This is a genomic window from Arenibacter aquaticus (assembly GCF_003957295.1).
Lineage (GTDB): Bacteria > Bacteroidota > Bacteroidia > Flavobacteriales > Flavobacteriaceae > Arenibacter > Arenibacter aquaticus.
In genome coordinates this window covers 94,528-106,462 of the sequence record NZ_RQPJ01000008.1, presented here as the reverse complement: position 1 = coordinate 106,462, position 11,935 = coordinate 94,528, and the positions used below count along the sequence as shown (strand labels likewise).

The following is an 11,935-nucleotide window of genomic DNA, read 5'->3' as shown; positions in this document are numbered from 1 at the left end:
AATAATGTGGTAGAAAAAAAATTACTTTTTTTCCGGCTCGCTCAGCTTTTTGCTCATTTCCATTGAAATGGCAGAACGATCAAATTTTATCTTACCGGCCATGGTCTCTATCACACATGAAAAATCCTTGTCGTTTAAGTCGGCAATTTTTCCGTGCATACCACTTTTGGTAACTACTTTATCTCCCCTTTTTAATTCTTCTGCAAATTTCTTCTCCTGTTTTTGACGTTTTCTCTGGGGTGCGATCATAAAGAAATACACCACCACAAACATTAAAATAAGCGGAAGATATGGATATTGTTCTAACATAATTTATTTTACTTATTTAACAGGACCAACCGGACCTGCTCCTTTAGGAGTTACAAATGCTTTTATTCTAAGGGTTTCGGTTCCTTTGCTCGTATTGGCGGTAACAGTTATAGTTTTGGTTACCTGGTTTTGCCCAGAACCATTAAACTTAACCACCATTTCTCCTTTCTCACCAGGAGCTATAGGAGTATTCTTTGGATATTCGGGAATAGTACAGCCACAGCTACTTTTGGCGTCTGTAATAATCAAAGGGGCTTCACCTGTGTTGGTAAAGGTAAAAACCGTCTCTTGGGCTGCGTTCTGCTCTATAGTCCCAAAATCATGCTCTACTTTATCAAATTCCATTACAGGAAGACTTTTGGCGGCTTCATCCCTTTCTGCTGCAACTTCTACATTGGAAGCATTGATTTTACTGGAAGCGTTCTCCTTACAGGAAAAAAGTGCCAATACAGAAATAACACTTAGGCTTAAGAATATTCTTTTCATCTGTTTATTTTTTTTATTTGGGCAAAATTAACGATTATTTGCTTACATCAAACCCCTACCTACTTTTTTTAGCTTTCCATCCTGTTTGTACTCCTTTACCAACTTATCTAAAATTCCATTGATAAAAATACTGCTTTTGGGAGTTGAATACTCTTTAGCTATCTCCAAAAACTCATTTATGGTCACCCTTTCCGGAATGGAGGGGAAGTTTAAAAGTTCGCAAATGGCCATCTTTAAGAGTATGGCATCAATATCGGCTATCCTATCTTTATCCCAATTGGGGGTTTTCCCTTCAATTTCCTGCTCCAACTTGGCATTGTTCAAAAGCGTTTTTGTCAAAAGCCTTTTGGCATATACCAAGTCTTCCTCGTCCTTGTAAAGTTCTGGCAAGAAATAAGAAGGCAGACTGCTTTCCTTAACTTTCTTGAAATGCTTTAACAAATACGTATTTACAATAGGTATATCATCTACCCATGTTAATTTATCATCCTCAAAATAGTCGTAAATCTTTTCATTGGGTGCAATGATTTCCCGAAATAAATCTATGATAAGCTTTTTGTCCTCTTCATAACTATTCTGGGTACTGGACATATAAGTGGCATAAATATCACTTTCCATTACCTCTTGGTAGATAATCCGAACATACTCCTCATTAAGATACCAATTGTTTAATTTTCTATTGGCCAGTTCCTCTTTTAAGGATTTATTGCCCGAAATTTGAATAAGTAATTTGTTTTTCAAGAATTTTTCCTTGTCCGGATAATTGTCAGAGGTATTCTTTAAATATTTTTTGGAGGATAAGTTTAGCTGTTCCTCTGCCCTCTCGTGCAACTCTATAAAAAGACTCAGCATTAAGAGGTATAAGGAATACATGTTTTCCATGCTTACTTTTAAAAATTTCTCCTGTTTTGCAAGGGAATCATCCTTTGATTGTGTCAATGCGTAAATACATTGCATAACTTTAACCCTAATGTGCCTTCTTGTAAGCATTTTTTAAAGAACTTTAGTAATAAATATAAATCTTTCGGGTACAAAAGTAGGATTATATTTTTTAATCCCTACTACGTTTTCAGGTATTATCTTATGTGTTTTATAACATTTCGTTTAGATCTGATGAACTATATTTGCCACATTGTAATTATAAACTTGCAATTCCTGTTTCCAATCGGATGAAAGAACTAAAACATCTAAATAAATATTTTAAAAAATACCGACTAAAACTCCTCGTTGGCATTGTCATAACCATAATTGCAAGGGTTTTTCAATTAGTAATGCCTTCTTATGTAAAAAAATCCATAGAGGTCGTGGAAGGTTTTGTGGGCAATAATATCATTAAGGCAGAGGCCAAGGAAATGCTTTTGGAATATATCTTGATTATAGTTGGAGCGGCCCTACTTTCTGGTTTCTTTACATTTTTGATGAGGCAGACCATTATCAATGTATCCAGATATATAGAATACGATCTAAAAAATGAAGTTTTTGATCACTATCAGTTATTAAGTCTCAACTTTTACAAAAAGAATAGGACAGGCGATCTAATGAACAGAATTAGTGAAGATATAAATCAGGTGAGATTGTATGGCGGACCGGCCATTATGTACGGTATACAAACCTTAACGCTTTTTGTTTGCCTTGTTCCGCTTATGTTCATTAAGGCACCGGTACTCGCCCTATATGCCCTGTTACCCCTTCCTATATTATCTGTATTGATATACCAGATTAGTAAGATAATCCATAGACGAAGTACAATAGTGCAGGAGTTTCTATCTACCCTCTCTACTTTTACCCAAGAATCATTCTCTGGCATTTCGGTTATAAAAGCCTATGCCTTGGAACCTAAGGTGAATACAGAATTAAAGTCCTTGGCACTGGAAGGCAAGGACAAAAGTATGGACCTGGCCAAGGTTAACGCCTGGTTCTTCCCACTAATGATCCTATTAATAGGTATCAGTAATATTTTTGTCATTTATATTGGTGGAAAACAATATATAGATGGGGAAATAGCTTCAATTGGGATTATTGCCGAATTTATTTTGTACGTAAACATGCTTACTTGGCCGGTTGCCGTGGTAGGATGGGTTACCTCTATCGTCCAAAGGGCGGAGGCCTCTCAAAAAAGAATTAATCAATTTCTACAGGAAAAGCCCAGCATAACCAACACCGTGGACAAAGAAACCCCAATAAGTGGAAAAATAGAGTTTAAAGACGTCACCTTTACCTATGAGGATACCAATATCACGGCTTTAAAGAATATATCCTTTACTATTGAGGAGGGAAAAACTGTAGCCATACTAGGGAAAACGGGGTCCGGAAAATCGACTATATTGGATTTAATTGCCCGATTATACGATATTGATTCTGGCGAAATCCTAATAGACAATACCCCCATAGAACAGTTAAACCTCAATTGCCTGCGTCAATCCATTGGAGCGGTACCTCAGGACGCATTTCTATTCTCGGACTCCATCAAAAACAATATTAAATTTGGAAAAGAAAATTCTACCGATGAGGAAATTATTGCCGTAGCCAAAAAGGCAGTTGTACATGAAAATATCATAGGCTTTAGTAAACAATACGAGACAGTTTTAGGTGAAAGGGGCATCACCTTGAGCGGGGGACAAAAACAAAGGGTGTCCATTGCACGGGCCCTACTAAAAGACCCTAAAATCTATCTTTTTGACGATTGCCTATCTGCCGTAGACACTGAAACTGAGGAGGAAATCCTAAATCAGCTTAAAAAGGAATCCGAAAACAAAACCACCCTAATCGTTAGCCACAGGGTTTCATCGGCTAAGAACGCAGATAAAATATTGGTTTTGGAAGACGGGGAATTGATTCAGGAAGGAACACATGAAGAATTAAATTCCGTAGACGGATATTATAAGGAGCTGTATATGCACCAACTTTCTGAGAAAGAAAAATAGAAAAATGTTGTTATATTAGGTTTTTTTTTCCACTTTTGACAGATAAATACCTATGTAAATTAACTATACACTAAACGAAATGAGCGATAAAGATTTAATGGACCAAGAAGAAATTTATTCAAAAGTTTTACGAGCAGGTAGAAGAACTTATTTTTTCGATGTAAGAAGTACTAAAGCTGGAGATTACTATTTAACGGTCACCGAAAGCAAGAAATTCACCCATGATGATGGTTCTTTTCATTATAAAAAACACAAGATATATCTATATAAAGAAGACTTTGCCGCTTTTAGGGATAATTTGGATGAGATGATGAATTATATTATCGACGAAAAAGGTACAGAGGTAATTTCTGAACGTCACCAAAAAGATTTTAAAAAGGAAGACGTAAGCCAAAATGGATCTAGCAGTGCTACAGATAGCTTCACCGATGTAAGCTTTGATGATATTTAAGCCTACCCGCTTACTGCAAAATGAATAATACGGTCCTTAATTTTAAGGGCCGTATTATTTTTAAGTCTATTTAATTATGGTTTTCTTAATTGGGAACTATAAGATTTATTTTATACAAATTTAGTCCCTTATTAGCAGTTTCTACCTTAGGTAAAACAAGCGAAGCATTAAGCTAACACCTTTTACTTTCCTATTTTCCTATTAAAACATTATTGACCATGCCTAAGATACTTTTAGGCCGTTGTGCACTTTAGCCTCTGGTTGCAACAATATGACGTCCGAACCGTCTACGGCACCAAGGATAAGACATTCACTCATAAAATTGGCAATTTGCTTTTTTGGAAAATTTATTACCGCAATTATTTGCTTCCCCAAAAGATCCTCTTTGGTGTACCTACGGGTTATTTGTGCCGATGATTTCCTTACCCCTACTCCATCACCGAAATCGATAATCAATTTGTAAGAGGGATTCCTAGCTTCAGGAAAACTCTGTACTTCTATAATAGTACCTACCCTCATATCCACTTTGGAAAAATCGGGCCAAGTTATTTGTTCGCTCATTTATCTAGATACGGTTTATTAATTATATCCATTGGAATATTAACAGTTCAAATCTATACTTTTTTTTATTACAATGAATCCCAGTACAACCTATAAACGTTAAATTTTTTCTCCCATTATCACCAAGCATCAACCATTTCGTTTACCAATTACAGCAACAAACTAAACTAGCCAATATTTCTCATAATCCATCAATTTAATAGGACGGAATTAAAGTAATGTTTTATTGGCATACAACTAATTTAGATTTCTTATAACTTTGTATATATACCTGTTTAAAACTATTAAAGTCATGGCCAACACACCCAGTAATATGTTGCCTTTGGGCACAGTAGCTCCCAATTTTTCCTTAATTGACACTACAACTGAAAATCTTAAAAATCTAGAAGAGCTAAAGGGTGCCAAGGGCACGGTAATAATGTTCATATGTAACCATTGCCCTTTTGTGAAGCACCTTAATGCCGCTATTGTCCAAACTGCCATGGACTACCAACCCAAGGGGATTTCCTTTATTGCCATTTCTAGCAATGATGTAGAAAATTACCCCCAAGATGCCCCCCACTTAATGAAATTGGTAAGTGAGGAAGAGAAGTATTCCTTCCCTTATCTATACGATGAAACACAGGAGGTTGCCAAGGCTTATGATGCAGCCTGCACTCCAGATTTCTATTTATTTGATGATTCTTTAAAATTGGTTTATCGAGGTCAATTTGACAGTTCCCGTCCTGGTAATGGAATAGATGTGACGGGAGAGGACTTAAAAGAGGCTATGAATGCCCTACTCACTGGCAACGAAATTGACAAGAACCAAAAACCCAGTATTGGCTGTAATATAAAATGGAAAAAAACGTGATTTCTATTATTAGTAACGGGTAATTCCCTGCTATCTACTCAGGGACCTAACCCTTAATTTAGGGCTAGGCTTTTACAGTACGCACTAATTAATATTTGTTCCATTAAATTACTTGCTTCCAGCCCTCACGCTTAACCAATTGCTCAATATGGGCCAAATGGTGATTGCCATGCCACGCGTATTTTCCAATATTTTCCAAAATGCTTACCTCTGCCTCGCTTTCCGGATGAATATAAACCCTGTCCAATTGTTCCCGGGTCAAGTTTTTTAAAAGATATACCAGTTTTGCATGCAGTGCCTTTAAGTAATCCAATGAAAGCGAAATAGGCGCATTATTGGCATCAAACAATTTACTCCACTCTTTCTCATAATAGGCTTTTATAACAGGCCTTTCTTCTGTTAAGGCCCATTTAAACCTGATGTAACTGTGATGGTGGCTATCGGCAATATGGTGCACTAACTGCCTTACGGTCCAACCTCCAGGTCTATACGGAGTATTTAGTTGCTGCTCGTTTAGCGGGGTCACTAAACTTTCCAAACGGGCAGGGAGTGCCTCCAATTGGGAGATCCAATCTGATAAAACCATATCACTGACTTCCGGACTAAAAACAAAATGTCCGATAGGATACCTTAACTGTTCTAATGTACTGTCTTTCATAGCTTAAATTTAAGCAAGTTTTCTTATACCGCATAAACATAGGGTTATACAATTTTTGTTAAATTTTAATAGATTTTTAACCTTTAAAAAAAGTCGGTTCCATAATAATCTACTAATTTTATAGAGTATAATTTTAATCAAAACTATAAGAAATGGCAATAATACGATTGGGCGACATCGCTCCTGATTTCACAGCTGATAGCTCTATGGGCATGATCAACTTTTATGATTATTTAGGTGACGGATGGGGAATACTATTCTCCCACCCAGCAGATTTCACCCCTGTTTGTACTACAGAATTGGGGACTGCTGCGAAGTTTAAGGATGAATTTGATAAGAGAAACGTAAAAATGATGGCCTTGAGTGTAGACGGTACGGCCTCCCATAACGAATGGATCAAGGACATTAATGAAACACAAGAAACCACGGTAAATTTTCCGATTATTGCGGATGAAGACAAAAAGGTATCTACTCTTTACGATATGATCCACCCAAATGCGGATAATAACTTAACGGTACGATCTGTGTATATTATAGCCCCAGACAAAACCGTTAAGCTAATAATCACTTATCCTGCTTCTACGGGCCGTAATTTTCATGAATTGCTGAGGGTTATTGACTCCCTACAATTAACTGCCTACCATCAAGTTGCTACACCGGCGAACTGGGAACATGGAGAAAAAGTAGTGGTAAGTCCGGCCATCAACACCGAGGATGCCAAAAAGATATTTACAAAAGGAGTGGAGGAAATAAAGCCATATTTAAGGATGACACCACAGCCCAATATTTAGTATAAATAAGTATACAACATTACGAGATGTAATAAAGGTCTTCTCCAAATTGGGGAAGACCTTTTTCTTTCACCCTAAAATTTTCATAAACTTTTCTGCTATACTTCCTGCATAAAAATCTATTTATTCCTATAGCCTTCCAATTATACTATATTCCAAATTCGTTGTTCAAGAACAGGGGTCCAGTCATCCATGCCAAAAGTGCAAACTATAATCCCAATACCAGCGGAAATAAGAAAAAACTGTCTTTCATCGCGAAAAAATAATGCAGCAAGGACATTAGCAGACAATGGTTTAGCTCCACAAAATAGCAAAAAAAGGGAAGCCACATACTAGGAGAACAAAAATATAACTGTCGAAAAATCATATAGTTAAATAATTATACCCTATATTCGCACCTAATATAATTTTTTTAATTTTTTATAATGAATAAAGGAACAGTAAAATTCTTCAATGATTCTAAAGGTTTTGGATTTATCACTGAGGAAGGCTCAAGCGAAGATCACTTTGTACACATTTCTGGTTTAATCGACGAAATTCGCGAAGGTGATGTTGTAGAATTTGAACTACAACAAGGTAAAAAAGGATTGAACGCGGTAAACGTAAAAGTGATTTAATATAATTACGAAACAATTTTTTTTAGAAAATAGAGCCCATCCAATAGGATGGGTTTTTTATTTGCCCCATTCTATCTTAGGAATATCCAATACAATGTCAATTTAATATTCTTGTAATATTTATATTTTCTACGCAACCATTCCATTCTTTTCCCATCTAGCTTACAAACACTGAATATAAACCATTAAATAGCTGTATCATGACCACCTTTTTCACCATACTCTTATCTTTATTGGTAATTAACATTGCACTTTTTGTTCTTAGTTTAAACAGAACCAAGCGATAAACAAGCAATTAAGGGAATTGCCATCTTTAACGGAGCATTGCGCCTACTCAATTGTTGGCACACCTGATACAAAATTTACCGGCCTGCGACAGCACAAAAAAAAGGCTCTAATTTCTTAGAACCTTTCACTATAATTGTGGAGAGTAGGAGGAATTAACCCACCCCCATTAATTCTACATCAAATATTAGGGTAGCATTAGGAGGAATAACTCCTCCCGCACCTGCGCTTCCATAGCCAAGGTGTGATGGAATAACAAACCTGGCCTTGTCCCCAACTTTAAGCAGTCCTATACCTTCATCCCATCCTGGGATTACCTGTCCTACCCCTAACTGAAAACTTATAGGTTCCTTTCTTTTGTAAGAAGAATCAAATACCTGACCATCTAATAAAGCCCCTTCATAGTGTACGGATACGTTCTTTCCACTTTCAGATTTAGGTCCGGTTCCCTCTTGAACAATCTTATATCTAAGCCCGCTTTCTGTTTCATTAAAGCCAGCTGCTACCTTATCCAGTTCGGCGGCCATTCTTGCCTTTTCTTCCGCCAATCTTTTTTCCCTAGACCCTTCAAAAGTTCTGAAAGCCTCAATGGCGTTCCATTTTTGGGCCTCGTCTCCAATTCTCTCTATGGTTAATTGCTCTATTTTATCACCTTGTTTAATAGCATCAACTACCTCCTGCCCTTCTACAACATGTCCAAAAACAGAGTGCTTATTATCCAACCATGGTGTAGCCACGTGGGTAATAAAAAATTGGGTACCATTGGTTCCTGGCCCCGCATTGGCCATTGATAGTACTCCAGGACCGTCATGGGTCAATTCTGGATGAAACTCATCGTCAAATTTATATCCTCCATCTCCAGTACCTGTACCAAGTGGACAACCACCTTGGATCATAAAATCTGGAATAACCCTATGGAATTTCAAACCGTCATAATACGGTTTCCCCTGTGGTCTAACACTATTTTCCAAATTTCCTTCTGCCAAAGCCACAAAATTACCCACTGTTCCAGGGGTTTTATCATGTGTGAGTTTTACTACTATATCTCCTTTCGAAGTATTGAATTTTGCATAAATTCCGTCTTGCATATCGCTAATTTTTATAAGCTGCAAAGGTAACATTTTGTTTTTGGTTTTAAAACTGTTACTCCTTGTATTATAGCTAGCTGCATTCAAAGACACTAAATAAGCATATATGACTTAGGCGGAGATTCTTTCTGCTTCTATTAGGTACTATAGATAATAAGTCCACTACCTCACCTAGCAGCCCTTTGTTTTTTTTAAAAAACCAAGAACCAAAGAATATACGCTTATGTATTGGATTGCCCCCTGAACCTTTCAGCAGCTCTTTTACTTTTCCATTTTTGGAAGTGATGGCTTTATTATGGTATTAGTTGCTCGACGGAACAACGCCATAGGTGTCAAATAAATAGATTAGACTGGTCATTGTGGCCGCTCCCAGTTCCAATTCACGTTTATTTACATGTTCAAAGGTATCGTTTGCAGCATGGTGATGATCAAAATAACGTTGCGAATCCGGTCGCAATCCTGCCAAAACAATATTATCGTTCTTAAGAGGGCCTATGTCCGCTCCACTGCCGCCTTTATTGAACAAGTGAATCAGATAAGGCTCAAACAAACTCTTCCAGCCCAGCACCTGATTAAAATTTGCCTGGTCACAGTCAAAGGAAAAACCTCGCGGAGTAAAACCTCCGGCATCACTTTCAAGGGCAAAGATATGCCTTTCCCCTTTCTTGGCTGCCTGTTCCGCATAGGTAACCCCACCTCTAAGTCCGTTTTCCTCATTCATAAAAAGCACCACTCTAATAGTTCGTTTAGGCTTATAGCCCGTTGCCTTTAACAACCTCAACACTTCCATACTTTGCACGCAACCTGCACCATCGTCATGGGAACCATCTCCCAGGTCCCAAGAATCCAAATGCCCCCCAACCACCATAATCTCGTTGGGGTAGGTACTTCCTTTTATTTCCCCTATAACATTAAATGAATCGGCATCTGGTAGTACTTTACAATTTTGCCTAAAGAAAAAATTAATATTGGGGTTTAGTTTTAAGGTGGTGCTAAGTAGTTCGGCACCATTGGTACTTATGGCCGCCGCAGGGATTCTTTCTTCCACAGGGGTATCACCATAACTCATGGCTCCAGTATGTGGATAATCGTCCAACCTTAGGTTCAAGGACCTCACAATAACGCCTACGGCACCATATTTGGCCGCTTCCGCCGCACCGGAATAGCGCTGATCTGCACAGCCTTTATAAGATTGAAATGTATTAATGTTGGTTGGGTCCATTGGCTTGTTGAAAAATACGATCTTACCTTCAATTTTTTCCCGGCCCAAGGCTTCAAGCCCCTCTATGCCGTTTACCTCGACCACTTTGGCCTTTAACCCTCCAAAAGGAGTTGCTACCGACCCTCCCAAAGCACATATTGGCACATTATTGGTAATACCGGGGTTACTTTCCAGATAAGCAAATTCTGGGGTGCCCCTTACCCATTTTGGTACTTTAACCGGTTGTAACCACACCCGGTCCAATCCCAGAGAGTCCATAACCTCCTTGGTATACTCTACGGCTTGTTGTGCTTGCACGGAACCGGAGAGTCTACCTCCTATTTGATTGGAAAGGTAATTTAACCACCCGTACCCCTTGCCATTGACAAGGGCTTCATTATAAATATTTTTTATTTGGGTCTCATCACTTTGTTGTGCTTTAAGCTGTGTTGCCAAGAGTAGTAATACTAGCAATAAATACCTCATTCTTCTTCTAATTGTTTTTTATATTCCTCTAAATTAGCCTTTATTTTATCATCTAACTCCGGCTCCTTAATATCTTTGTATTTTTTTAACTCTTCCAACAACACAGACGCCACTATTACCCTGGCTGCTTTTTTATTGTCCGATGGAATTACATACCACGGAGCATGGGACTTGGAGGTTTTGTTTATCGCCTCTTCATAACATTTTTGGTACTCATTCCAGAGAAGTCTTTCTTTTAAATCTCCTGGTGAAAACTTCCAATTTTTCTTTTTTAAGGCCAACCTTCTCAGTAATCGCTGTCGCTGTTCCTCTTTTGACAAATGCAGAAAAAATTTAAAAATTACAGTGCCATTCTCGGCAATATGACGTTCAAAGTTATTTATCTGCTCAAAACGTTTATCCCAAAAACCTTGATCTATATCTGATACACTTTTTATTCCCGGGATATTTTCTCCCATAATATATTCTGGATGTACCCGGGTCACCAATACGTTTTCATAATGGGTGCGATTAAAAACCCCAAACTTTCCTTTTTCAGGTAGGGCTATATAATGCCTCCACAAATAATCATGCTTCAGTTCCAACTCCGTTGGGACCTTAAAACTGTGTACCACCACTCCCCTAGCATTAAAATCCTTGAAAACCTCCCTAATTAAGCTATCTTTTCCAGCGGTGTCCATTCCCTGTATACAAATAAGAACACTGTATTTTGAATGGGCATATAAGGTGTCCTGAAACTCTCCCAATTCTACCCTTATATTTTCCAAGGCTTTTCTTAACCTTTTATCCGAAGATTCAAAATCTTCCCTTGTATCCAAATCGGCCAATCTGGTTTTACTCGTCGCCTTATAAGTAGATGCTTCTATATTCTTCATGGAATGTGCTTAGTGCTGCAAATTGCAGCATTTTAAAACTAAAAAATATATGAATTAATTGAATATACCTAACACTTAAACTATAAATTAAGCTTGGGAGGTAATTGCGACATTGCAGAGGGGTTCTACCTAAGTAATAGTACTGAGCTAAGATTCCTACTATTATCAAATAAGGATCAAAGTGCCTCATTGCACCACCCATGATACAGCCTTAACCTTTTTAACACATTGGCAAATATTTTCCTACGACCAGTTAAAACACCCTTCTTGCCCCAAAAAACTGAAAATCAGCGTACTTTATCGAAAAAATCCTACAAAAACGAGTGATAACCTTATCTTTACTGCGTTAT

The 11,935-nt window shown here is 37.7% G+C and carries 13 protein-coding genes; 5 read left to right on the top strand and 8 right to left on the bottom strand.

Translation table 11 applies throughout. The features are described 5' to 3' along the window. Positions 1-21 precede the first annotated feature (21 nt). The 3 genes from yajC to nusB are packed head-to-tail and all read right to left on the bottom strand — an operon-like array spanning position 22 to position 1,785. The gene (gene yajC / locus EHW67_RS12915; protein WP_126162807.1) at positions 22-309 is read right to left on the bottom strand and encodes a preprotein translocase subunit YajC; all 288 of its coding nucleotides are present in this window, start codon (positions 307-309) and stop codon (positions 22-24) included. Positions 310-321: 12 nt separating this feature from the next. Continuing rightward, positions 322-795 (bottom strand): DUF1573 domain-containing protein, encoded by a 474-nt coding sequence (locus tag EHW67_RS12910; RefSeq protein ID WP_126162806.1) that lies wholly within the window; start codon positions 793-795, stop codon positions 322-324. 42 nt (positions 796-837) lie between these two features. Then, positions 838-1,785, bottom strand: a complete 948-nt coding sequence (gene nusB, locus EHW67_RS12905; protein ID WP_126162805.1) for a transcription antitermination factor NusB — start codon at positions 1,783-1,785, stop codon at positions 838-840. 179 nt (positions 1,786-1,964) lie between these two features. On the opposite strand from nusB, the gene EHW67_RS12900 reads away from it, so the two are divergent. Further along, the gene (locus EHW67_RS12900) at positions 1,965-3,719 is read left to right on the top strand and encodes an ABC transporter ATP-binding protein (RefSeq protein ID WP_126162804.1); all 1,755 of its coding nucleotides are present in this window, start codon (positions 1,965-1,967) and stop codon (positions 3,717-3,719) included. Positions 3,720-3,798: 79 nt separating this feature from the next. Continuing rightward, the gene (locus EHW67_RS12895; RefSeq protein ID WP_126162803.1) at positions 3,799-4,170 is read left to right on the top strand and encodes a PUR family DNA/RNA-binding protein; all 372 of its coding nucleotides are present in this window, start codon (positions 3,799-3,801) and stop codon (positions 4,168-4,170) included. A 222-nt stretch (positions 4,171-4,392) separates the two neighbouring features. Here the strand turns inward: EHW67_RS12895 and EHW67_RS12890 are convergent, their stop codons facing one another. Continuing rightward, a complete protein-coding gene (locus tag EHW67_RS12890) occupies positions 4,393-4,731 on the bottom strand; it encodes a tRNA-binding protein (RefSeq protein ID WP_126162802.1) in 339 nt (112 codons plus the stop codon). 292 nt (positions 4,732-5,023) lie between these two features. Here EHW67_RS12890 and EHW67_RS12885 point away from each other — a divergent pair, with 292 nt between their 5' ends. Further along, positions 5,024-5,584 (top strand): thioredoxin family protein, encoded by a 561-nt coding sequence (locus EHW67_RS12885; RefSeq protein WP_126162801.1) that lies wholly within the window; start codon positions 5,024-5,026, stop codon positions 5,582-5,584. 103 nt (positions 5,585-5,687) lie between these two features. On the opposite strand, the gene EHW67_RS12880 is transcribed toward EHW67_RS12885, so the two are convergent. Then, complete coding sequence (locus EHW67_RS12880; protein ID WP_126162800.1) at positions 5,688-6,242, bottom strand: YfiT family bacillithiol transferase; 555 nt, start codon at positions 6,240-6,242, stop codon at positions 5,688-5,690. A 152-nt stretch (positions 6,243-6,394) separates the two neighbouring features. Between EHW67_RS12880 and EHW67_RS12875 the strand changes: the two genes are divergently transcribed. Together EHW67_RS12875 and EHW67_RS12870 are read left to right on the top strand one after the other, a co-directional pair. Further along, entirely contained in the window at positions 6,395-7,033 is a 639-nt protein-coding gene (locus EHW67_RS12875) for a peroxiredoxin (protein ID WP_126162799.1), read from the top strand. A 425-nt stretch (positions 7,034-7,458) separates the two neighbouring features. Continuing rightward, a complete protein-coding gene (locus tag EHW67_RS12870) occupies positions 7,459-7,650 on the top strand; it encodes a cold-shock protein (protein ID WP_026812084.1) in 192 nt (63 codons plus the stop codon). A 440-nt stretch (positions 7,651-8,090) separates the two neighbouring features. On the opposite strand, the gene EHW67_RS12865 is transcribed toward EHW67_RS12870, so the two are convergent. The 3 genes from EHW67_RS12865 to EHW67_RS12855 all read right to left on the bottom strand — a co-directional run bounded on the left by EHW67_RS12865 (position 8,091) and on the right by EHW67_RS12855 (position 11,585). After that, a complete protein-coding gene (locus tag EHW67_RS12865; protein WP_126162798.1) occupies positions 8,091-9,023 on the bottom strand; it encodes a peptidylprolyl isomerase in 933 nt (310 codons plus the stop codon). A 301-nt stretch (positions 9,024-9,324) separates the two neighbouring features. Further along, on the bottom strand, positions 9,325-10,710 hold the full coding sequence (locus tag EHW67_RS12860; protein WP_126162797.1) for a M20/M25/M40 family metallo-hydrolase: 1,386 nt from the start codon (positions 10,708-10,710) through the stop codon (positions 9,325-9,327). Further along, on the bottom strand, positions 10,707-11,585 hold the full coding sequence (locus EHW67_RS12855; RefSeq protein ID WP_126162796.1) for a PPK2 family polyphosphate kinase: 879 nt from the start codon (positions 11,583-11,585) through the stop codon (positions 10,707-10,709). The genes EHW67_RS12860 and EHW67_RS12855 overlap by 4 nt, the downstream gene beginning before the upstream one ends. Positions 11,586-11,935 lie beyond the last annotated feature (350 nt).

What these genes read in the sequence shown, in the direction of transcription:
- EHW67_RS12910 (WP_126162806.1), bottom strand. Translation starts at nt 795, where the DNA reads ATGAAAAGAATATTCTTAAGCCTAAGTGTTATTTCTGTATTGGCACTT.
- EHW67_RS12900 (WP_126162804.1), top strand. Translation starts at nt 1,965, where the DNA reads ATGAAAGAACTAAAACATCTAAATAAATATTTTAAAAAATACCGACTA.
- EHW67_RS12880 (WP_126162800.1), bottom strand. Translation starts at nt 6,242, where the DNA reads ATGAAAGACAGTACATTAGAACAGTTAAGGTATCCTATCGGACATTTT.
- EHW67_RS12870 (WP_026812084.1), top strand. Translation starts at nt 7,459, where the DNA reads ATGAATAAAGGAACAGTAAAATTCTTCAATGATTCTAAAGGTTTTGGA.
- EHW67_RS12885 (WP_126162801.1), top strand. Translation starts at nt 5,024, where the DNA reads ATGGCCAACACACCCAGTAATATGTTGCCTTTGGGCACAGTAGCTCCC.
- EHW67_RS12895 (WP_126162803.1), top strand. Translation starts at nt 3,799, where the DNA reads ATGAGCGATAAAGATTTAATGGACCAAGAAGAAATTTATTCAAAAGTT.
- yajC (WP_126162807.1), bottom strand. Translation starts at nt 309, where the DNA reads ATGTTAGAACAATATCCATATCTTCCGCTTATTTTAATGTTTGTGGTG.
- nusB (WP_126162805.1), bottom strand. Translation starts at nt 1,785, where the DNA reads ATGCTTACAAGAAGGCACATTAGGGTTAAAGTTATGCAATGTATTTAC.
- EHW67_RS12860 (WP_126162797.1), bottom strand. Translation starts at nt 10,710, where the DNA reads ATGAGGTATTTATTGCTAGTATTACTACTCTTGGCAACACAGCTTAAA.
- EHW67_RS12865 (WP_126162798.1), bottom strand. Translation starts at nt 9,023, where the DNA reads ATGCAAGACGGAATTTATGCAAAATTCAATACTTCGAAAGGAGATATA.
- EHW67_RS12875 (WP_126162799.1), top strand. Translation starts at nt 6,395, where the DNA reads ATGGCAATAATACGATTGGGCGACATCGCTCCTGATTTCACAGCTGAT.
- EHW67_RS12890 (WP_126162802.1), bottom strand. Translation starts at nt 4,731, where the DNA reads ATGAGCGAACAAATAACTTGGCCCGATTTTTCCAAAGTGGATATGAGG.
- EHW67_RS12855 (WP_126162796.1), bottom strand. Translation starts at nt 11,585, where the DNA reads ATGAAGAATATAGAAGCATCTACTTATAAGGCGACGAGTAAAACCAGA.